Origin of the sequence: Brenneria uluponensis (genome assembly GCF_032395385.1) — a bacterium.
Taxonomy (GTDB): domain Bacteria; phylum Pseudomonadota; class Gammaproteobacteria; order Enterobacterales; family Enterobacteriaceae; genus Prodigiosinella; species Prodigiosinella aquatilis.
Genome location: NZ_CP135917.1, coordinates 2615860 through 2638353 on the forward strand (window position 1 = coordinate 2615860; position 22494 = coordinate 2638353).

22 protein-coding genes and 1 riboswitch are annotated in these 22494 nt (G+C 46.4%); of the genes, 16 read left to right on the forward strand and 6 right to left on the reverse strand.

Going from position 1 to position 22494, the window contains the following annotated elements:
- Positions 1-8: 8 nt before the first annotated feature.
- From pabB to RS889_RS12095, 3 genes are all read left to right on the forward strand, one after another.
- Entirely contained in the window at positions 9-1394 is a 1386-nt protein-coding gene (pabB, locus tag RS889_RS12085) for an aminodeoxychorismate synthase component 1 (RefSeq protein WP_315707442.1), read from the forward strand.
- Positions 1395-1412: 18 nt separating this feature from the next.
- A complete protein-coding gene (locus RS889_RS12090; protein ID WP_315711038.1) occupies positions 1413-2009 on the forward strand; it encodes a CoA pyrophosphatase in 597 nt (198 codons plus the stop codon).
- Between the two features lie 306 nt (positions 2010-2315).
- Positions 2316-3677, forward strand: a complete 1362-nt coding sequence (locus tag RS889_RS12095) for an L-serine ammonia-lyase (protein ID WP_315707443.1) — start codon at positions 2316-2318, stop codon at positions 3675-3677.
- Between the two features lie 231 nt (positions 3678-3908).
- On the opposite strand, the gene RS889_RS12100 is transcribed toward RS889_RS12095, so the two are convergent.
- Positions 3909-5462, reverse strand: a complete 1554-nt coding sequence (locus RS889_RS12100; RefSeq protein WP_021015840.1) for a TerC family protein — start codon at positions 5460-5462, stop codon at positions 3909-3911.
- Positions 5463-6294: 832 nt separating this feature from the next.
- Here RS889_RS12100 and manX point away from each other — a divergent pair.
- The 5 genes from manX to mntP all read left to right on the forward strand — a co-directional run bounded on the left by manX (position 6295) and on the right by mntP (position 10443).
- On the forward strand, positions 6295-7257 hold the full coding sequence (gene manX / locus RS889_RS12105; protein WP_315707444.1) for a PTS mannose transporter subunit IIAB: 963 nt from the start codon (positions 6295-6297) through the stop codon (positions 7255-7257).
- A gap of 67 nt (positions 7258-7324) precedes the next feature.
- Positions 7325-8125: a PTS mannose/fructose/sorbose transporter subunit IIC gene (locus RS889_RS12110; protein WP_315707445.1), complete on the forward strand. Its 801-nt coding sequence runs from the start codon at positions 7325-7327 to the stop codon at positions 8123-8125.
- A gap of 14 nt (positions 8126-8139) precedes the next feature.
- Positions 8140-8982: a PTS mannose transporter subunit IID gene (locus RS889_RS12115; RefSeq protein ID WP_315707446.1), complete on the forward strand. Its 843-nt coding sequence runs from the start codon at positions 8140-8142 to the stop codon at positions 8980-8982.
- Positions 8983-9029: 47 nt separating this feature from the next.
- A complete protein-coding gene (locus tag RS889_RS12120) occupies positions 9030-9488 on the forward strand; it encodes a DUF986 family protein (RefSeq protein ID WP_021015836.1) in 459 nt (152 codons plus the stop codon).
- Positions 9489-9682: 194 nt separating this feature from the next.
- A riboswitch (yybP-ykoY riboswitch) is annotated at positions 9683-9821 on the forward strand.
- Positions 9822-9870: 49 nt separating this feature from the next.
- Positions 9871-10443 (forward strand): manganese efflux pump MntP, encoded by a 573-nt coding sequence (mntP, locus tag RS889_RS12125; protein WP_315707447.1) that lies wholly within the window; start codon positions 9871-9873, stop codon positions 10441-10443.
- A 52-nt stretch (positions 10444-10495) separates the two neighbouring features.
- Here mntP and rlmA read toward each other — a convergent pair whose 3' ends face one another.
- The 3 genes from rlmA to RS889_RS12140 all read right to left on the reverse strand — a co-directional run bounded on the left by rlmA (position 10496) and on the right by RS889_RS12140 (position 11776).
- On the reverse strand, positions 10496-11323 hold the full coding sequence (gene rlmA, locus RS889_RS12130) for a 23S rRNA (guanine(745)-N(1))-methyltransferase (RefSeq protein ID WP_315707448.1): 828 nt from the start codon (positions 11321-11323) through the stop codon (positions 10496-10498).
- 87 nt (positions 11324-11410) lie between these two features.
- Positions 11411-11620 (reverse strand): transcription antiterminator/RNA stability regulator CspE, encoded by a 210-nt coding sequence (gene cspE / locus RS889_RS12135; RefSeq protein ID WP_005968829.1) that lies wholly within the window; start codon positions 11618-11620, stop codon positions 11411-11413.
- A gap of 39 nt (positions 11621-11659) precedes the next feature.
- Complete coding sequence (locus RS889_RS12140; protein WP_071790862.1) at positions 11660-11776, reverse strand: DUF2627 domain-containing protein; 117 nt, start codon at positions 11774-11776, stop codon at positions 11660-11662.
- Between the two features lie 1147 nt (positions 11777-12923).
- On the opposite strand from RS889_RS12140, the gene RS889_RS12145 reads away from it, so the two are divergent.
- The gene (locus RS889_RS12145; protein ID WP_315707449.1) at positions 12924-13790 is read left to right on the forward strand and encodes a fructosamine kinase family protein; all 867 of its coding nucleotides are present in this window, start codon (positions 12924-12926) and stop codon (positions 13788-13790) included.
- A gap of 37 nt (positions 13791-13827) precedes the next feature.
- Here the strand turns inward: RS889_RS12145 and RS889_RS12150 are convergent, their stop codons facing one another.
- Positions 13828-14376, reverse strand: a complete 549-nt coding sequence (locus tag RS889_RS12150) for a YniB family protein (RefSeq protein WP_315707450.1) — start codon at positions 14374-14376, stop codon at positions 13828-13830.
- A 193-nt stretch (positions 14377-14569) separates the two neighbouring features.
- On the opposite strand from RS889_RS12150, the gene hxpB reads away from it, so the two are divergent.
- A complete protein-coding gene (gene hxpB / locus RS889_RS12155; RefSeq protein ID WP_315707451.1) occupies positions 14570-15235 on the forward strand; it encodes a hexitol phosphatase HxpB in 666 nt (221 codons plus the stop codon).
- A gap of 46 nt (positions 15236-15281) precedes the next feature.
- Here hxpB and RS889_RS12160 read toward each other — a convergent pair whose 3' ends face one another.
- Entirely contained in the window at positions 15282-15614 is a 333-nt protein-coding gene (locus tag RS889_RS12160) for a cupin domain-containing protein (RefSeq protein ID WP_021015830.1), read from the reverse strand.
- 337 nt (positions 15615-15951) lie between these two features.
- On the opposite strand from RS889_RS12160, the gene kduI reads away from it, so the two are divergent.
- The 6 genes from kduI (at position 15952) to RS889_RS12190 (ending at position 22491) form a co-directional block, all read left to right on the forward strand.
- Positions 15952-16788 (forward strand): 5-dehydro-4-deoxy-D-glucuronate isomerase, encoded by an 837-nt coding sequence (gene kduI, locus RS889_RS12165; RefSeq protein WP_315707452.1) that lies wholly within the window; start codon positions 15952-15954, stop codon positions 16786-16788.
- Positions 16789-16870: 82 nt separating this feature from the next.
- The gene (gene kduD, locus RS889_RS12170; protein ID WP_021015828.1) at positions 16871-17632 is read left to right on the forward strand and encodes a 2-dehydro-3-deoxy-D-gluconate 5-dehydrogenase KduD; all 762 of its coding nucleotides are present in this window, start codon (positions 16871-16873) and stop codon (positions 17630-17632) included.
- A gap of 258 nt (positions 17633-17890) precedes the next feature.
- Positions 17891-19522 carry a pectate disaccharide-lyase PelW gene (gene pelW, locus RS889_RS12175; protein ID WP_315707453.1) on the forward strand — a complete coding sequence of 544 codons (1632 nt, stop codon included), beginning with the start codon at positions 17891-17893 and terminating at the stop codon, positions 19520-19522.
- Between the two features lie 42 nt (positions 19523-19564).
- Positions 19565-20455, forward strand: a complete 891-nt coding sequence (locus tag RS889_RS12180; RefSeq protein ID WP_021015826.1) for a carbohydrate ABC transporter permease — start codon at positions 19565-19567, stop codon at positions 20453-20455.
- Positions 20448-21350, forward strand: a complete 903-nt coding sequence (locus RS889_RS12185; RefSeq protein WP_021015825.1) for a carbohydrate ABC transporter permease — start codon at positions 20448-20450, stop codon at positions 21348-21350. Before RS889_RS12180 ends, RS889_RS12185 begins: the two co-directional genes overlap by 8 nt.
- Before the next feature lie 13 nt (positions 21351-21363).
- A complete protein-coding gene (locus RS889_RS12190) occupies positions 21364-22491 on the forward strand; it encodes an ABC transporter ATP-binding protein (protein WP_290182778.1) in 1128 nt (375 codons plus the stop codon).
- Positions 22492-22494: the final 3 nt, after the last annotated feature.

Consider the following 22494-nt stretch of genomic DNA (forward strand, 5'->3'; position numbering starts at 1 on the left):
GAGAACCTATGCAAACCCCGATAGTCTACCATGCACTTCCATACCAGCCTGATGCTTTATTAACGCTTTTCGCTGCATTATCACACCGCCCCTGGTCGATGCTGTTGCATTCCGGCTTCGCCGAACACGTGCATAACCGGTTCGACATACTTGTCTCCGACCCATTAGTCACCTTGCAGACCCGTGGAAACAGCACCGAAATTGATGTAGATGGTCACTGTCATATTTCTGAACAAGACCCGTTCAGTCTGCTAAAACAGCAGATGGACACGCTGGGCCTTCACGCGGACTCCCATCCTGATTTTCCATTTCAGGGCGGTGCACTGGGATTGTTTGGTTATGACTTAGGACGCCGGGTAGAGCGAATCCCCAGTATTGCCCTTCAGGATATCGATGTACCGGATATGGCTGTAGGCCTCTATGACTGGGCATTGATTGCCGACCATCATAAGCAAACCTTGACACTGGTGGTACATGGCAATCCCGATGCCCGACTAACCTGGCTTAATGCGCTGCCTGCCGCGGTTCACTCCCGTGATTTCAGACTCAGTAGTCCCTGGCAAGCCAATATGTCCCGACAGCAGTACGGTGAAAAATTCCGCCGTATTCAGGATTATCTGCACGCAGGTGATTGTTATCAGGTCAATCTGACACAACGTTTCCACGCACATTACGACGGCGATGAGTGGCAGGCATTTCTACGTCTTTCAGCCAGTAATCGCGCACCATTTTCCGCCTTTCTCCGGCTACCTGAAAACACGATCATCAGCACCTCGCCAGAACGTTTTCTGTGGTTGCATGATAACCAGATCCAGACTCGCCCAATCAAAGGGACATTGCCGCGATTAGCTGATGCGAACGACGATGCCAGACAAGCTGAGCGGCTGGCATCGTCAGGCAAAGACCGAGCAGAGAATCTTATGATTGTCGATCTGCTGCGCAACGACATTGGCCGGGTGGCTGTTCCTGGTACTGTCAGCGTCCCTGAATTGTTCATCATTGAACCATTCCCGGCAGTACATCATCTCGTCAGCACCATTGAAGCCACACTACCGGACCACCAGCATGCCACGGATCTGCTTCGGGCCTGTTTTCCCGGTGGTTCTATTACCGGCGCACCGAAAGTCCGAGCGATGGAGATTATTGAAGAACTGGAGCCACAACGACGTACTGCATATTGTGGCAGTATTGGTTATTTGAGCGTCTGTGGCACAATGGATACCAATATTACTATCCGTACCCTGGTCACCGCTCAACACACGATTTACTGCTGGGCAGGTGGCGGTATTGTCGCCGACAGTCAGGAGCAATCGGAATATCAGGAAACGTTTGACAAAGTTGGGCGGATTTTGCCGTTACTAGAACAAACTATTCCGGACAAAAACAGGCATTGATTTGTGACACATTCAATAATGGAACACAACGTGTTATACCCTTACCCATTGCGACAGCCGTTCAGTCTGGAACGGTTCATCACCCGTTTTCAATTGCAAAGCGCACCTTTGCTGACCCCCGCCCGTAATCATCGCCATGCAGCGGTACTGGTGCCAATTATTCGTCGTGCCGAACCCACATTACTGCTGACCCGCCGTGCCCCCTGGTTGCGGAAACATGCCGGGCAGGTCGCCTTTCCCGGCGGTGCTGCCGATCCGGGAGATAGCTCTCTGATCGAAACCGCATTACGCGAGGCTCAGGAAGAAGTTGCAATATCACCCAACGCGGTTCAGATACTAGGCACGTTACCCGCACTGGACAGCAGCAGTGGCTATCAGGTCACGCCTGTCATTGGCTTATTACCAGCAGATACACCGTTTCATCCCAGCGAAGATGAGGTTGCCGAGCTATTTGAAATACCGCTCTACGAAGCATTTTCTCTGACCCGTTACCATTCATTGGACATTGAACGAAATCAACAGCGTCATCGGGTTTATCTATCATGGTATCAGCAACAGTTTGTTTGGGGACTGACTGCCACGATCATCTGTCAGCTTGCATTACAGGTATCCTAATTGGTCAGTACAGATCTTGCTCTTTATTGCGCGGATAATTGACGATTGCGTTCTTATGTTCATATCATTTCAATAACGGCTTAATCTATTAGTGGTATTTATTTTGCCCTGCATGCTAATTGCAACGTAACCCACCTTTTTCCCCTAAACAAAACAGATGTACTATAAGTTCTATTGCAAGATGGCATAAGTTTATTTCATGCGAAAAAAAGAACATGTCAGTATACTCCCCTCTACAATAGCGGCGATCCATCGAGTTTTATTCTAGCCATCGGCAGCATCCTGCGCTTTTAAAGGAGTTTCAGTGTGATAAGCGTATTCGACATGTTCAAAATCGGTATTGGCCCCTCTAGCTCTCATACGGTTGGACCGATGAAAGCCGGTAAGCAATTTGTCGATGAATTAAAACAGGCATCGCTATTGGTCGCCACTACTCGCGTATCAGTTGACGTCTATGGTTCCCTTTCATTAACCGGCAAAGGGCACCACACCGATATTGCGATTATCCTTGGTCTGGCGGGGAATATGCCAGATACAGTGGATATTGATGCGATTCCCGCTTTCATCCGCGATATAGAGCAACGCGAACGGCTGCTGTTATCCGGTGAACATGAGGTCGATTTCCCCCGCGAAGGTGGGATGGTTTTCCGCAGTGAAAATTTACCTTTGCACGAAAACGGAATGACTATCACGGCTTTTGCCGGTAACAAAACACTCTTCAGCAAAACCTACTATTCCATTGGTGGCGGTTTTATTGTGGATGAAGCCAACTTTGGTAAAACCATTGAGAGCACCATTAGCGTACCACACCCCTATCGCTATGCCCTGGAGATACTGGCTCACTGCAAACAAGGCGGTTTATCCATCTCAGGCATGATGATGCGTAATGAGCTGGCACTGCATAGCCGTCAGGAAATTGACGACTATTTTGCCGCCATCTGGCAAACCATGCGTGCCTGTATTGATCGTGGCATAAATACCGAAGGCGTACTACCTGGTCCGTTACGGGTTCCCCGTCGAGCAGCGGCATTACGCCGTATGTTAGTCTCTTCTGACAAACTGTCTAACGACCCGATGAATGTGGTGGATTGGGTTAATATGTTTGCGCTGGCAGTCAATGAGGAAAACGCTGCTGGCGGACGTGTCGTCACCGCCCCCACCAACGGCGCTTGCGGCATTGTCCCCGCTGTACTGGCTTATTATGACCATTTTATTGAACCAGTAGGTCCGGGAATCTATCTGCGTTATTTCCTGGCAGCCGGTGCCATCGGTACACTCTACAAAATGAACGCCTCGATTTCCGGCGCAGAAGTGGGTTGTCAGGGAGAAGTCGGGGTAGCCTGCTCAATGGCAGCGGCCGGACTGGCAGAATTGCTGGGTGCCAGTCCAGAACAAGTGTGCGTCGCTGCGGAAATCGGGATGGAACACAATCTGGGGTTAACCTGCGATCCGGTTGCCGGTCAGGTACAGGTTCCCTGCATTGAACGCAATGCAATCGCTTCAGTAAAAGCCATTAATGCCACACGCATGGCAATGCGTCGTACCACCGAGCCACGCGTTTCGCTGGATAAAGTGATCGAAACCATGTACGAAACGGGTAAAGACATGAACGCCAAATATCGAGAAACCTCACGAGGTGGCCTGGCAATTAAGGTACAGTGCGACTGACTACCATTTTCGACACCCGTCGTTATCACATCATTTCATCGTTCGATTATCTGCAACAAGATCAAACCTGGCGCGGGTAGTCGCCATACCCGCCCATTAAGACGAAAACCAGGGATGGCATACGGAGCAGCATCCATCAGCTAACTGCACCCGTATGCGCCCTTAATTATCACGTTCAAATGATTAGCATTACCGTGCTGGTAACACGTTCTTCTATCCACTATCTGGTAATTAACGCGCATCTTCCCGAGTCGGGTCAGGAATACGTTCAACCCGGACCAGCTCAACTCGATAGTCTGTCGCCGCTATAACCTGGAAACGCAGTCGATGCAGCTCAACGATATCCCCCACTTTAGGAAATTCATCACTGTGCGCCAGCAGCAATCCTGCCAGCGAAGTGTAGTCTTCTTTCGGGTCCACCAGCTCGCTGCTGTTGAGTACCTGCTGCAATGCGTGTAGCGCCGTTCCCCCTTTCACCAGCCAGCCATTGCCATCTGCCACAATATCCAGTGTTTCGTCTTCATCCGGAAATTCACCGGCAATCGCTTCAAGCACGTCCAATGGTGTCACCAGCCCTTGTATAACGCCAAATTCGTTGCTTACCATGACTAAACTGCCCTTGGCCCGGCGCAGTACCGGCAACAAATTAATGACGTCAAGCGTCTCCGGTACAACAATTGGCGGGTTGGCAGCGGCAAAATTTTCGACATCCGCATGTTCTTCCAAAGCAACCAGCAAATCTTTAGCGCGCACTACCCCAACCAGTTCATCCAACTCGCCCCGGCACACCGGAAACAAACTGTGCGGCGTATCTAGCAATTGTATGCGGATTGCCTCAACCGAACGCTCGCAGTTCACCCAGGAAATATCCGTGCGTGGTGTCATGACACTACGTAATGTTCGGGAAGCCAGCGTCAATACACCACTAATCATGTAACGCTCTTCCTCAGCGAATGTCTCTTCGGACTTCAGCAGTGGCTGAGCCTCATCATGCTCAATCATGGCTTTGCGAGCGCCCATCAAGCGCAAAATGGCTTCAGCTGTACGCTCACGCATCGGACGATGTGATTGATGCTTGATAAAGTTATGACGGGCTATCTGATTAAACATCTCAATAAGAATGGAGAAACCGATGGCCGCATACAGATAGCCTTTAGGAATATGGAAACCAAAACCTTCAGCCACCAGGCTCAAACCAATCATCAGCAGGAAACTCAGGCACAGAACTACCACCGTCTGATGAGCATTTACAAAACGAGTCAATGGTTTGGAAGCCAGTAGCATCATGCCCATGGCAATTACCACCGCCGTCATCATGATACCAAGGTGATTAACCATACCTACTGCGGTAATCACGGCATCCAGTGAAAAAACCGCATCCAGAATCACTATCTGCGCCACAACCACCCAAAAGCTGGCATGGGTTCGTCCATCATTTACATCAAGTGGTCGATTTTCTAACCGCTCGTGCAACTCCATCGTGGCTTTAAACAATAAAAATATCCCCCCGACGAGCAGAATCAAATCGCGGCCGGAGAAACTGAAATTACCTACATGAAATAATATCCGGGTCAGCGTCACCATCCATGAAATCAACGAGAGCAATCCAAGCCGCATCAGCAACGCCAGCAATAAACCGATAATGCGTGCTTTATCACGTTGTTTTGGCGGAAGTTTATCCGCCAGTATGGCGACGAAAACCAGATTATCGATACCCAAGACAATTTCGAGTACCACCAACGTCAGTAAGCCTGCCCAGATTGAAGGATCCAGCAAAAATTCCATGTCAGACTCCAGGAAATGAACGAGCAAATGACAACGATGTCACTGCAATGGGGGAAATTAATAAGAAAACAGAATCAGCAAAATGCCAAGGATCACCAAAACAGCTGATTGAAGGAAAAGGAAAAACGCCAGCAAAGGCTGACATAAAGAGAAAAAATCGTCGGTGACAGTCCATGGGATGGGCGTCCGCCCGAAACTCCTCTGAAATATTAGGGATATCAACTTTATCAGGTTGTTTATCCTTTTCACAAAGATTTTCTCAATCACTGTTTTTGGGCGTAAATTTGTAACATCTCAGTGAGTTATTCCATATTTGCATAACAGATCACTCATCGTTCCTCTAATTATGGAGCGATATCACATAATTTATTTTTTCACTCCGTAAAATAAATCCCGTTAATACATGTTCGCGCCTGTTTCGGTAGGCATATAATATGCTTCATAAATTTCAGGATGCAGGAAGACGACAATCGAGCCACTGGAGACAGACGACAAACGGCAACTTGAAAGATGATGGGTATATACAAACAGGTTGATTGCACTAACATTCAACCGTTGCAACACATCATATGCGCATGGAGATAGCGAGCCCAGTCCGATTCCCGGATCAATCGACTCACTGTTTGAAGTAAACTATTGAACAAGGAACAACCTGAATCGATTCATGAATAGTGCGATGCCATACATATATTTTTGTATCAAAAAAATAAGCAAGAAAGTTTCTTACGACCATACTGATATCACTGCGGATAAAAATTCATCCCGATGATTTATCCGCATTATCTGACACATTACACACTCTACGAGATAGTGACTAATGAGGAGGTAGCAAGTGAGTATTGCGATTATGTTGTGCACTCACGGAGCCACTGCCGGTCCGCTGTTAAAAACAGCTGAAATGATTCTCGGCGAACAGAGCAACGTTGCCTGGATGGATTTCGTGCCCGGAGAAAATGCTGAAATATTAATTGAGAAATACCAGGTCAAATTAGCTGAACTGGATACATCTCAAGGCGTACTTTTTTTGGTTGATACCTGGGGAGGTAGCCCGTTTAACGCAGCCAGCCGTATCGTTACCGATAAAGAAAATCATGAAGTTATTGCCGGGGTAAATATTCCTATGCTGGTGGAAACTTTCATGGCCCGTGATGATAACCCCGGGTTCGCTGAATTGGTTGCCATTGCAGTGGAAGCAGGTCGTGCTGGGGTAAAAGCACTGAAAACCGCCGATACGGAAAAACCGTCGGCACCCGAAGCAATATCACCAACAACAAAGGCTGTTCCCGTGGCAGGTGCTGGTGGACATATGGAAATCGGTCTGGCCCGTATTGATGACCGCCTGATTCATGGGCAGGTTGCCACCCGCTGGACTAAGGAAACCAACGTTAAACGCATTATCGTTATCAGTGATGAAGTGGCAGCGGATACCGTTCGTAGAACGCTGCTGACACAAGTCGCCCCACCGGGAGTCACGGCTCACGTGGTTGATGTTGATAAAGCAATTCGTGTTTATAACAATCCAAAATATGCCGCAGACCGCGTCATGCTGCTTTTCACCAACCCAACTGACGTGCTTAAACTGGTGGAAAACGGTGTCAAGATCACTTCGATCAACATTGGTGGTATGGCTTATCGTCAGGGAAAAATCCAGGTGAATAATGCCGTTTCTATTGATGAGAAAGACATTGAGGCCTTCAAGAAACTTAATGAACGTGGTATCGAGCTGGAAGTCCGAAAAGTCTCAACCGACAGCAAACTCAAGATGATGGATTTAATTAACAAGATGGCGAGTTAACGCAGCAACAAAATAGGGTTTATAACGGTTTAATTACTCAGAAATCTATTCTCACAGGAGAAGTACAATGGAGATCACCACACTTCAAATTGTGCTGATATTTATCGTAGCTTGTGTCTCGGGCATGGGATCTATTCTTGACGAATTCCAGTTCCACCGCCCGTTGGTCGCCTGTACGTTAATCGGCTTTGTATTAGGTGATGTAAAAACAGGGGTTATTATCGGCGGTACGTTGGAAATGATCGCGTTGGGTTGGATGAACATCGGCGCTGCTGTTGCGCCTGATGCCGCACTGGCTTCTATCATTTCCACCATTTTGGTTATTGCTGGTGGTCAAAGCATTGGGGCCGGTATTGCCTTGGCTATTCCTCTGGCCGCCGCAGGCCAGGTGCTCACCATTATTGTTCGTACTATTACTGTCGCTTTCCAACATGCCGCAGATAGCGCGGCGGAACGCGGTAATCTCTCCGCTATCAGTTGGATTCACGTTTCTGCTCTGCTGCTACAAGCCATGCGTATCGCCATCCCGGCAGTGATCGTTGCCGTTTCTGTGGGTACGGAAGTGGTACACTCCGCACTCTCGTCTATCCCAGAGGTGATTACCAATGGGCTGACTATCGCCGGGGGGATGATCGTTGTCGTCGGTTACGCCATGGTCATCAATATGATGCGTGCTGGCTATCTGATGCCATTCTATTATCTGGGTTTTGTTACCGCGGCTTTCACCAACTTCAACCTGGTCGCTCTGGGTGTCATTGGCGTGGTAATGGCTGTGTTATATATCCAGCTCAACCCGAAATACAACAAAATGCAAGGCTCCTCTGCTGAGGCATATAGCAAAAACGACCTTGATAACGAACTGGACTAACAGGAGTGAGAGAAATGGTTGATTCAACACATGATAAAAAACTCACGGCCAGCGATATCCGCGCGGTATTTATTCGCTCCAACCTGTTTCAGGGGTCGTGGAACTTTGAACGTATGCAGGCGTTGGGTTTCTGCTTTTCCATGGTGCCGGTGATCCGTCGCCTCTACCCGGAAAACTCGGAGGAACGGAAACAGGCTATCAGACGCCATCTGGAGTTCTTCAATACTCAACCGTTTGTCGCCGCCCCGATTCTTGGGGTAACGATGGCGATGGAAGAAGAACGTGCTAACGGTGCACCAATTGATGATGCTGCCATCAACGGTCTGAAAGTTGGGTTGATGGGGCCTCTGGCTGGTGTCGGCGATCCAATATTCTGGGGAACCGCTCGTCCGGTTTTTGCTGCCCTCGGGGCCGGTATCGCAATGAGCGGTAGCTTGCTTGGCCCGATTCTGTTCTTCGTACTATTTAACCTGGTGCGTTTGCTGGTCCGTTACTATGGCGTAGCGTATGGCTACCAGAAAGGCGTCGCCATTGTTGGTGACATGGGTGGTGGACTGCTGCAAAAACTGACTGAAGGTTCATCCATTCTCGGCCTTTTCGTCATGGGGGCACTGGTTAATAAGTGGACACACGTGAATATACCACTGGTGGTTTCACGAATAACCAACGCAAACGGACAAACAACCGTTACTACGGTACAGTCTGTTCTGGACCAGTTAATGCCCGGTCTGGTGCCATTATTACTGACCTTTGGATGTATGTGGCTGCTACGGCGTAAGATTAATGCGCTGTGGCTGATTATTGGCTTCTTTGCCATTGGTATTTTTGGTTATTGGATCGGCCTGTTGGGGCTGTAATTTGTACGTCCGGGGGGAAACCCCCGGCACGCTTCACGGAGCCATACATGTCAGTTACCGATATTGCCTTGATAATTTCTATTATCATTGCCCTGCTTTACGCTATCTATGATGAGTTCATCATGGCTCGACTTCAAGGCACTACCCAGCTCTGTGTCTATCTTCGTCGCAGCAATCGTCTGGATACATTTATTTTTATCGGTCTTATCGCCATTCTTATTTATAAAAACATCACCACTCAGGGAACACCATTGACGACCTTTTTACTTTCTTTTCTGGCGTTAGTGGCAATATATATCGCTTATATTCGACATCCAAAATTATTGTTCAAATCACAGGGTTTTTTCTATGCCAATATTTTTATTGCGTATCGTCGTATTAAAAATATAAATTTATCTGAAGATGGCATTCTGGTGATAGAACTTGAACAACGGCGTTTGCTAATTAACGTTCAACAATTGGATGATCTAGAAAAAATATATAATTTTATGATTGAAAATCAATAAGTTATATATTTTTTATTTATTCACATCAACCGAAAAATACTCCACAAAAAATATGGTGTTATTTTAACCACATTGATTTGTTGCTATTTTAACCAACTATTTCATTTATATCAGAAATGAAAATTATTATCACTTGCCATTATTAAACCCTACCATCTTTGCTGTTGTTTCCTGCCTGAATAATATGTTAGTGTTGCGCAGTCATTGGGGAGTAGCCGATTCCTGAAGAATTTATCAGGAATGTTCGTGTCAACATACTCGTTTTCTAAAAACGTGGTGCGAACGGCCAAGCTGGCAGGCGAGACCATAGACACGGGATTCACCGTTATGGTTGGGGGTGAATGACGTGGATATGGGAACCGTCCAGCCGAGGCTATGAACTATGAATTTATCTGCAACGCTTATTCTTGCTTTTGGCATGTCAATGGATGCTTTTGCTGCTTCCATTGGTAAAGGTGCCACACTGCACAAACCTCGCTTTAGTGAAGCTATCCGCACCGGTTTAATCTTTGGCATCATCGAAGCCATAACACCGCTTATCGGTTGGGCACTGGGGTTTTATGCCAGCCGTTTTATTGCCGAATGGGACCATTGGATAGCGTTTAGTCTGCTGTTAATACTTGGCGGACGTATGATTGTGGGAGGCATGAAAAACAAGGACACCTGTCAGTGCGAAAAGATCAGTAAACACAGTCTGTTTATTTTAATTTGCACTGCGATAGCAACCAGCCTGGATGCATTGGCAATAGGCGTGGGACTTGCTTTCCTACAGGTTAATATTTTTCATACCGCAATGGCGATTGGGTGTGCGACCATGATTATGGTAACGTTCGGCATGTTAATTGGTCGCCACGTTGGGCCTATTCTTGGCAAGAAAGCAGAGATTATTGGTGGTCTGGTGCTGATAGGCATTGGCTGTAATATTCTTTATGAACACTTGATCAATTTAGCCTGATATTTTATCCGCAGCAGTTTTTGTCTGCGGGTAAAACAACACTAGCTGTTTTTCATTCAACCTGACGCTGATGAGTACGAATGATAAAATCGGTTTCACACGCGAAACTTTCCCGTTCTTTTAATTGCTGTCCCACACCCGGCGCCGCCCGCCATGCGAATGGTGTCATCTGTAATAATGCGGCGCTTTCTTGCCCGGTGAGCACCATTTGATATTGCACGCTATGTTCATCAATTTGATTGAAACCAGACAATGTTTCTTCTCTGATCGGATGCAACATCACATCCTGATATACCTGGGCCTTCAATTGATAAAGATGTCTAGGGCCTGGCGATACCGTGATAACAATGCCGCCAGGTTTCACCACCCTCTTTAGCTCTTCGTCATTGCAAGGCGCATAAATTTTCAGCACAGCATCCATTGATCCAGGATTAAATGGCAAACGCTGGCTGGATGCTACGCAAAAACACACCTGCCGGTAACGTTTGGCGGCTCGCTGAATAGCCACTTTGGAGACATCCAGTCCATATACCTGTATAGCATTGTGTTGCGACAGACAGTCGGCTAGCGCCGCTGTGTAGTACCCTTCCCCACAGCCGATATCCAGAACGGTTGTCGCAGACGGAGACAGTCGGTAATCAAGATGACCCGTTAGATAGTCTCGCAATGGCTGATAATGCCCCGCATCAAGAAATACGCGTCGGGCCTGCATCATTTCGGCACTATCACCTGGCTGTTTTGAGCGTTTGAACTGTACTGGTAATAAATTCACATACCCTTCTCTGGCACAATCAAAGTGATGATGGCCACATGACCAACGTTGTGATTCCAGGTTCAAAGGCTGATGGCACAATGGACATTGGTATGGTGCTAAAAACATTCCCATTCTTTTTCTTTTTGATTAACTGTTGGAAACCAGAAAACAAAAAACCCGCACCAAGGCGGGTTTTGCTACGTAGGCTGAAAATTACAGCGCAGTAACGTTAACGGCAGACGGACCTTTCTGACCATCCTGAATTTCAAACTCTACATTCTGGCCTTCTGCCAGTGTTTTGAAGCCGTTACCTTGAATTGCAGAGAAGTGAACGAACACATCTTTGCTGCCATCAGCCGGAGTGATAAAACCAAAGCCTTTAGACTCGTTGAACCACTTAACCTGACCTTTAATCTTTGCCATTTCAAAATTTCCTTTAATAGTTTAAACCGCACAGAGGCGTCATACATACAAATCAGAGTCGTTACTGCTTGAGGCACTAAAATAAGGATCGGCAGAGAAGTGGTATTCAACGCTAACGTTTGTACTCATAACTTCTTTACTGAAAATGCCATTCATATACAGAACTGTACCTCGTTTTACCCAGATGCGTTATTACACACTCTGTAATCATTGGCAAGCCATTTTTTGCCAGTGATGGACATGCCGCACAAATTAGGTCTTTTAATGTCTTACTAATATATCAATTCGCATTAAGTTGCTATATTGAACACAGAAATACATCATCAGACGGCACGCCCAATGATTTGATTATGTGCATAATATCGTGATTACGCAAGTCGATACGCTTAATTAATTGAGCTGACACGTTAAACATAACAAAACATTATTACCATACTGTGTAGAATGTACAAATTCAGTACAGGAAATTGTGTTCGCGCCCACTAACTACTGTGTAAGTGGTGTTACTTATTCGTTGAAAATGATAAGAAAATCTTTCTCATGCGATCAGGTGCCAGAATGGTTTGTTACAGTTACCTCATGTGATTGCTTGTCAAGGCAATAATAATGAAACAAAGATGATATAAAGCCTCTTATTTTATTGTCATCACTACTTGCATGATGAAATTGTTTGCTAAAATAAATAGTTCAACGTTGCATCAGCACTTTCCCTAAACCGTTCGAATAGCTATTCAGTAATCTCGATAGTGAACTTTTTTAATGGTGATAACACTATTATTTCTAATCAGTCAGGTTTATATGCTTGGCAGCAAACAGAAGGAATTAACGCGCAATATGCCTGGTTAACTTAGCCTCACATTGATACCTTGAGGTGAATACAGTTTGAGCAGACGCGGCTGTAAGCCACAACATCAGGATTATCAATAAAATAAAAATTCGGTGCTGGCTATATTTTCTGTTTCATTGCTTATACTTTCATGCTCCCTGTTGGTTTCCTCATTCGGGCAATGTCGTTTCCGTCTATTGGAAGAGCAGCTAAGGGATGCCGATGAATCGTCGGTCATCACGTCAAAATGCACTGCCATACTCCGCAGTTGCTAATCGATCCCTGATGATTATTATTGTGGTTCACAGTGACAACAGCGGATTATCGACGATAGTGTATTCCACAGCATCACGACTTTTCGCTCAGCTATCCCGTTAATAAACACGTAAAGTCTCGGGTGTGCGTCAGATTCAGTTTTTGTACTGCATAAATCGCTAACGTAATGATATATCGGAAACATCGACAGGAGATGACCCCATGTGGCAGACAATTAGCCAATTACTGGAAGAACGGCTGGGACCTGGCGAAATGCTGGAACGTCGGGAGCTACCCGGAGGTGAGACTCACCCTGCATGGTACCTGCGCTATGGTGAGTATACGATTTTTGTAAAATGCGATGTACGGGAAATGCTGCCAAAATTCATGGCGGAGGCCGAACAGCTTGAGCTACTGGCTCGCAGCAAAACCGTAAATGTACCCAAAGTTTATGGCGTAGGTCACTTTCGGGATGACAGCTTTTTGTTGCTGGAATATCTGACCATCAAACCATTAGATGCCCACAGCGCCTGGTGTCTGGGGGAACAACTGGCACACTTGCATCAGTGGAGCGATCAACCCCAGTTTGGTCTCGATTTTGACAATGATCTATCAACAACAACTCAGCCCAATAGTTGGCAACGACGCTGGTCAACATTTTTTTCAGAACAACGCATTGGCTGGCAACTGCAACTAGCCGAGGAAAAAGGTATGCATTTCGGCGAGATTAATACACTGATTGCACAGGTCGAGGAGCGTCTCGCTGGACACCAGCCGCAACCTTCATTACTACACGGTGATTTATGGCCCGCAAACTGTGCCGCCAGCCCTCAAGGAGCCTATCTGTTTGATCCGGCCTGTTACTGGGGAGACAGAGAATGCGATCTGGCCATGTTGCCACTTTATCCCGCCTTACCGCCACAAATATACGATGGTTATCAAAGCATCTGGCCGCTGGATAAAGGGTTTGTGGAACGACAACCTCTTTATCAGATTTATTATCTGCTTAATCGCGCCAATTTATTTGGTGGTAGACATATTGTTGCCGCTCAACAGGCTATCGAACAGCAACTCTACTTAGCGGACTGACTACGGAGCCGACATTTATCTGCTCCGTAATAAACGCTCAGACCGCCAGCCCTAGCAGTTTCAATACCATATAGCCAATGGCGGCCACGATGACCGGCAATACATACAGGGGGAAATACTGAACCAAAATCGTATGTCGGGGCAGTATTATCAGCGATTCCAGTTGCGTTTTTGTTTTACCGTCGACGCCTTTTATTTTCTCCAGGATGAGTTGATCTTCCAACCCTTCACGGATGTGTATCACCTGCCGGGACAACCGAGCGCCGGATACTTGCATTGCCAAACCAACAAACATGAGCATGTAGATTAACCAGAACATTATGGTAGAAATAGCCTGTAACTGGTTGAAATCAGGAACCGGCGAGTTATACCAAAAAATATCCAGAAAAGGTGTATTAAAACGTAGAACTTCCACAACCAAATGCAGAAAGTCCTGCATCACCCCATTAATTCCTTGTTTTCTCTCTGTAAAGGCATGGATAAGATTTGCCAGTGAAATCAGTGTCGAAAGCATAGCCGGAATAAAAACAATCCATCCCGCGATACGTTTAACCACGGCAACACGGCCAGCCTGTTGATACGTCATGAGTTCCCCTTGTGAGTGACGCAGTATAAAAATGTCGCCAATCCGATAACAAACAGTGTAGACACATAAAAACCCGTTAGCAGGGTACTTCACGTTTACACCGAGTCAATATTTCTTTCTGTATCTCCTTTATTGGTAATACGTTAACGTATAATGATGGCTTTTAGCGTTTCTTTCCCCAAGGAGCTTGGTGATGACCCCTGTTTACCCGATTAACGCCGTGATTTTTGATATGGACGGATTACTGATTGACTCGGAACCACTATGGGAAATGGCTGAACTGGAAGTGATTGCATCACTGGGCATCGATACTGCGTTAAAGGAAACCATGAGCGACACACTGGGGCTACGTATTGATATGGTAGTTGATCTCTGGTATCAACTGGCTCCCTGGTCCGGTCCGGATCGCGAAGAAGTTGTCTCCCGTATCATCGATCGCGCAATAGCGTTAGTGGACGAACGTCGCCCACTCCTTCCTGGTGTTGAACATGCCTTACAACTGTGTCGCCGGCAAAACCTGAAAATCGGACTTGCGTCGGCATCTCCCGATCGAATGTTGCTGCAAGTACTACATATGTTTAACCTGGAACATTATTTTGACGTACTTGTATCAGCAGAACACTTGCCTTACAGCAAACCGCATCCGGAAATTTATCTACAGACGGCACGGGATCTCGGAGTTCATCCCTTGCAATGTGTCACGCTGGAAGATTCCATCAACGGTATGCTTGCCACCAAAGCAGCGCGAATGCGCTCAATCGTGGTTCCTGCCAAAGAATTACAACATGACCCACGCTGGGTACTGGCAGATAAGAAACTGATGTCTCTGCAACAGTTACATGTGAATGATGTGATGTGATGACGGAAAGAGCATCGGTCAAAACGTGACCGATGCTGACACACTGTCAGAGGAAATCTGCGCGTTTGGGAGAAAATGTGTCGATCAACACACTGCCCTCTTCCAATGAGATAACGCCGTGCATTTCATTTTTCACAGCCATATAAGCATCACCGGTTTTCAGAATTCGCTTTTCACCTTCAATCATCACTTCAAAGCTACCCGCTGCCACATAAGCAATCTGATCGTGGATATCATGTTTGTGAGGCGTGCCTATTGCCCCCTTGGCAAAATGTACGCAAACCATCATCAAATCATCGCTCCAGCTGATGATTTTGCGTTTGATGCCATCACCCAACTCTTCCCAAGGTGTTTCATCGTCAATAAAGTACCGTCTCATGCTTTCTATCTCCTTATTCATCGTATCTCTGGTCCACCTGCTGCTGATTTACAGGAATGGAATAATTGTAAATACCGACATTCTAGTAACATCGGTACAGGATGAAATATAAAATAAGCAAAACCATGACGATCCTCAAGAAATAAATAAAACATTATTTCATTTTTATTGAATTAACATCCCAACCACACTATCATCGCACTATAACAAGAAAGTACCGGGCAACACAGGCACAGGTGCCGTTGTCACTGCCACGCAATGACACTTGTGCCGCTTGGCGCTTTCATTCAGGGCTTAACACCCATTCTTTATTCTGTCTGAAAAACGAGGCTCATTAATGCAAGTTCGTCAAAGCATTCACTGCGACCATGCCAGACAACTCGATACAGCTGGCCTGCGTCGTGAATTTCTGATTGAGAGAATCTTTGAAGCTGATGCCTACACCATGACATACAGCCATATTGACCGCATTATCGTCGGCGGTGTTATGCCGGTACATGCTGTCATCACCATCGGTGATGAAGTTGGCAAGCAATTGGGTGTCAATTATTTTCTGGAACGCCGTGAATTGGGCATCATTAATATCGGTGGTGCTGGCGTTATCGTGGTTGATGGCGAACGCTATGACATCGACAACGAAGAAGCGCTATATATCGGCAAAGGAGCCAGTGATATTCGGTTTCAGAGTATATCGCCCAAGCATCCTGCCAAGTTTTATTATAACAGTGCGCCGGCACATACCACCTACCCGACACGCAAAATCACACAGACAGAGGCATCGCCGCAAACACTCGGTGAAGACGCCAGCAGCAATCGCCGCACCATCAACAAGTATATCGTTCCTGACGTTTTACCAACTTGTCAGCTCACCATGGGCCTGACCAAACTGGCAGAAGGCAGTCTCTGGAATACCATGCCGTGCCATACACATGAGCGTCGCATGGAAGTTTACTTCTATTTTGATATGGATGAGGAAACAGCCGTATTCCATATGATGGGGCAACCGCAGGAAACCCGTCACATTCTGATTCATAACGAGCAGGCGGTGATTTCACCGAGCTGGTCAATTCATTCCGGTGTTGGCACCAAACGCTACACCTTCATTTGGGGCATGGTTGGCGAGAATCAAGTTTTTGGAGATATGGATCCCGTCAAAGTTAGCGAATTACGCTAATCGCTATTAACCGGAATTACTGATATTCCCCTACAGTAACAGCGCACGACGAGGTATTGTCGTTTACAGAGAGATTAAGGCTATGATTTTAGATTCCTTCAATTTGCAAGGTAAAGTTGCACTTATCACAGGTTGTGATACAGGACTGGGACAAGGTATGGCTATCGGCCTGGCACAGGCTGGTTGTGATATCGTCGGCGTCAACATTGTTGACCCCAAAGATACCATTGAAAAAGTCACTTCCTTGGGGCGCCGTTTCCTGAGTCTGACTGCGGATATGAGCAACATTGCCGGCCATGCAGCACTGGTTGAAAAAGCGGTTGCTGAATTCGGCAAGGTAGATATCCTGGTTAACAATGCTGGTATCATTCGTCGTGAAGATGCGATTGATTTCAGTGAGAAAAACTGGGATGACGTGATGAATCTGAACATCAAGAGCGTATTCTTCATGTCTCAGACCGTTGCCCGGCAGTTCATCAAGCAGGGTCACGGCGGTAAGATCATTAATATTGCGTCTATGCTGTCCTTTCAGGGTGGGATTCGTGTACCGTCTTACACTGCATCCAAAAGTGCCGTTATGGGGATCACCCGCCTGATGGCCAACGAATGGGCAAAACACAATATTAACGTCAATGCTATCGCCCCTGGTTATATGGCAACCAATAACACCCAACAATTGCGCGCCGATGAAGAACGTAGCAAAGAAATTCTGGATCGTATCCCGGCTGGTCGTTGGGGTCTGCCGCAGGATTTGATGGGGCCATCAGTATTCCTGGCTTCCAGCGCCTCTGACTACATTAATGGCTATACCATTGCTGTTGATGGTGGCTGGTTGTCGCGTTAAGTTTTTTTGGATCTTTAATGTGATGCAAGGCACAATCCTGAATTGTGCCTTTTATTTATCTATCAATATCTTACTCATAAATTTCTATTTCTCTCACGCTTCCAAAGCCTTTCAAAAAATTTTCAAAACAACGTTCCGACTTTGATCACACTTTCGATATTGTGTGCATGACGGATGGGCGGGTAGCGCAATATAATCAATCGAAACAGCGTTTCTATTTATAAGGAACCGTCTAACAGTTCCATGAGAAGGTGCTCCATGAGTATTTTTAGTCACTTAGACACCAGCAAAGAAATACAGCTCGATTTATGGCTCGCCGCGCTGAACAGCCATATTGAAAAAATACAGCAATATGGTCACAGCCACAGTAATCCGACACCGTTATTGGCTGATGGCTTCGATGTACAAACGAGAGCGCCAGTTGTCTGGAAATTTCCTGATGGGCACGATGCTCCCATTTCTAATTTTGCCAGCCAGCAAAATTGGCTTCGTTTGTTAGATTCCATGAGTATCGTCACAGAAATAGAGAAATATCAGAAAACGGCTATTTCCCAATGTGAATTTTTCTTTTCTCACTTTGTTGACGAAAATAGTGGTCTTTTCTATTGGGGTGGACATCGCTTTATTAATCTGGACTCGTTGAAAAGCGAAGGACCAGAATCAAAATCTCTGGTGCATGAATTAAAACACCATTTACCCTATTACCCGTTCTTGCACCGCATTAATGCTGAAAAAACACTTCATTTTCTACAGGGCTTCTGGAACGCACACGTCGAGGATTGGAACTCACTGGATTTAGGTCGTCATGGTGATTATGCCAAACCACGCGATCCACACGTTTTTATGCACACGCACCATGATGTGGTAGACCCTGCAAAATGGCCTGAATTACCGCTGACGAAAGGGCTTACTTTTGTCAATGCCGGTACTGACCTGATTTATGCCGCCTTTGCCTATGCACAATTTAGCGGGGATAAACAAGCAGCCTTATGGGGAAAACATCTCTATCGTCAATATGTATTGGCGCGCAATCCGGAAACCGGAATGCCGGTGTACCAATTCAGCTCGCCCTTGCAACGCCAGCCGATTCCGGACGACGATAATCAGACACAGTCCTGGTTCGGCGATCGCGCCCAACGCCAGTTTGGCCCGGAGTTCGGTGCCATTGCCCGTGAAGCGAATGTGTTATTCCGGGATATGCGTCCATTGTTGATCGACAGCCCACTGGCGATGCTGGATATCCTGCATCAGCACCCTGACAGTGACATGCTGGAATGGGTGATTTCCGGGCTGAAAAACTATTACCAATATGCTTACGACGCTGACAGTAATACGTTGCGCCCCATGTGGAATGACGGTCAGGACATGACCGGTTATCGTTTCAAACGTGATGGTTACTACGGAAAAGCAGGGACAGAGCTTAAGCCTTTTCCACTAGAAGGTGATTATTTATTGCCACTGGTGCGTGCTTACCGACTGAGTGGTGATGTGGAATTGTACACACTGCTCACCACCATGCTGGAGCGTCTGGGAAAAGGCGGATTAAGTACGGTTGCGACCCCATTTCTACTGCTTGCCATGATAGAACTGGCTGAACATCAGCAATCAAAAAAATGGGCTGATCATGCCTGGGCATTGGCAGAAATATTATTTGAACGTCATTTTCATCATGGTCTGTTAACCCGTTCAGAAAAGCATCGTTATGTTCGTCTGGATGACCCCTTCCCTTTAATTTTGCTGGCGCTGGTTGCCGCCTGCAAAAACAAACTGAGCAAATGCCCGCCCATACTGACACCGGGGGGATATGTACACGGAGACTTTCGCATTAATGGGGAAAATAGGGTCATCTATGACATAGAGTTTATTTATCCTGAATTATTAACACATTAATTTTATTTTTACTGGTTCACAATTACTAAGTAGGTAAGCATTATGAATGAAAACAGAATGCTGGGGTTAGCCTATATCTCTCCTTATATAATAGGGTTGATAGTTTTTACCGCTTTCCCCTTTATTTCTTCTTTCATACTCAGCTTTTCTGAGTATGACCTGATGAGTCCGCCAACATTCACCGGTCTGGAAAATTACCACCGGATGTTTTTGGAAGACGATCTCTTCTGGAAATCCATGGGTGTTACATTTGCCTATGTATTTTTGACCATTCCTTTGAAACTGATATTCGCGTTGCTAATCGCGTTTGTTCTTAACTTTAAATTACGTGGTATTGGTTTCTTCCGTACTGCTTACTATGTTCCCTCCATTCTGGGCAGCAGCGTAGCCATTGCCGTATTGTGGCGAGCACTGTTTGCTATCGATGGACTTTTGAACAGTTTCCTTGGCGTACTGGGTTTCCATGCCATCAACTGGCTTGGTGAACCTTCTCTGGCACTGTTTTCTGTGACCCTATTACGTGTCTGGCAATTTGGTTCCGCCATGGTGATCTTCCTTGCCGCACTACAGAATGTCCCTCAGTCACAATATGAAGCCGCGATGATAGATGGGGCTTCCAAGTGGCAGATGTTCATGAAAGTTACCGTACCATTGATTACACCGGTTATTTTCTTCAACTTCATCATGCAAACCACACAGGCATTCCAGGAATTTACCGCGCCTTATGTCATTACTGGCGGTGGTCCTACCCACTATACCTATCTGTTCTCACTTTATATTTACGATACGGCATTCAAGTATTTCGATATGGGGTACGGCGCAGCGCTTGCCTGGGTTTTGTTCTTGGTTGTAGCCGTGTTTGCGGCAATTTCCTTCAAATCATCTAAATACTGGGTGTTCTACTCCGCCGATAAGGGAGGAAAAAATGGCTGATATGCATTCACAAATGTCTGCACAGGATATTGCAGCAGAAGAAGTACGCCGCACACTGCGTAAAGAGAAACTCAATGCAGGCATTCGTTATGTGATTCTGTTGTTTGTTGGCCTGCTGATGCTCTACCCATTGGTCTGGATGTTTTCAGCGTCTTTTAAGCCAAACCGTGAAATTTTCACCACGCTCAGCTTATGGCCGACACACATCACGTGGGATGGTTTTATTAACGGCTGGAGAACGGGGACGGAATACAACTTCGGTCACTACATGATTAACACGTTCGAGTATGTGATTCCGAAAGTCATCCTGACCATTATTTCCTCCACTATCGTGGCGTATGGCTTTGCCCGCTTCGAGATCCCGTGGAAAAACTTCTGGTTTGCCACACTGATTACCACCATGTTGCTGCCCAGTACCGTGTTGTTGATCCCTCAGTACATCATGTTCCGTGAAATGGGCATGCTGAACAGCTACCTGCCATTGTATCTACCGCTGGCATTCGCAACACAAGGATTCTTTGTGTTCATGCTGATTCAGTTCCTGCGCGGTGTCCCACGTGATATGGAAGAAGCCGCTCAGATTGACGGTTGTAACTCCTTCCAGGTGTTGTGGTATGTGGTAGTGCCAATTCTGAAGCCGGCCATTATCTCGGTAGCACTATTCCAGTTCATGTGGTCCATGAACGACTTTATCGGCCCGCTGATTTACGTTTACAGCGTTGATAAATACCCGATTGCGTTGGCTCTTAAAATGTCTATTGACGTTACAGAAGGCGCACCGTGGAACGAAATTCTGGCAATGGCAAGTATTTCAATCCTGCCATCCATCATCATTTTCTTCATGGCTCAGCGCTACTTCGTTCAGGGCGTTACCAGCAGCGGAATTAAAGGTTAATTGAGGATCTATCATGGCTGAAGTTGTTTTCAACAAACTGGAAAAAGTCTATTCCAACGGTTTCAAAGCAGTGCACGGTATCGACCTAACGATCAAAGACGGTGAATTCATGGTTATCGTTGGTCCGTCTGGCTGTGCTAAATCCACAACCCTGCGCATGTTGGCTGGTCTGGAAACCATCAGTGGCGGTGAAGTTCGTATCGGTGAACGCATCGTCAATAATCTGGTACCCAAAGCACGTGGCATCGCAATGGTGTTCCAGAACTATGCCCTCTACCCACATATGACGGTACGCGAGAACCTGGCGTTTGGTCTGAAGTTGAGCAAGATGCCCAAAAGCCAGATCGAAGATCATGTCAACGAAGCGGCTAAAATTCTGGAGTTGGAAGACTTGATGGACCGGTTACCGCGTCAGCTATCCGGTGGTCAAGCGCAGCGTGTCGCTGTCGGTCGCGCCATTGTAAAAAAACCGGATGTATTTCTATTTGATGAGCCCTTATCAAATTTGGATGCCAAACTGCGCGCCTCAATGCGTATCCGTATCTCGGATTTGCATAAAGAGTTAAAGAAAAGCGGTAAACCAGCCACCACAGTCTATGTAACTCATGACCAGACCGAAGCCATGACAATGGGTGATCGTATCTGCGTCATGAAGCTAGGCCACATCATGCAGGTGGACACGCCAGATAACCTGTATCACTACCCGAAAAATATGTTTGTGGCCGGTTTCATTGGTGCGCCGGAAATGAACATCAAACCCGGACAGTTACTTGAGCACGATGGTCAGATCGGATTGAAAGTCGGTCACTATCCCCTGCTACTCAACCAGTCACAACAGAGCAAAGTTCAAGATTATGTAGGCAAAGAGATCTGTTTCGGTATACGTCCCGAATACGTCACTGTTTCAGAAACCCCTTTCGAAACCAGTCACTCACAGGGTGAATTGGTCCGCGTAGAAAATATGGGCCATGAATTCTTTATGTACATAAAAGTTGATGGCTTTGAATTAACCAGCCGTATGCCTTCCGACGAAGCCAGGCTGATTATCAAGAATGGCCTGCATCGCCAGGTATTCTTCCAGTTTGATATGGATAAATGCCATATCTTTGATGCAAAAACAGAACAAAATATCTCTCTATAACAG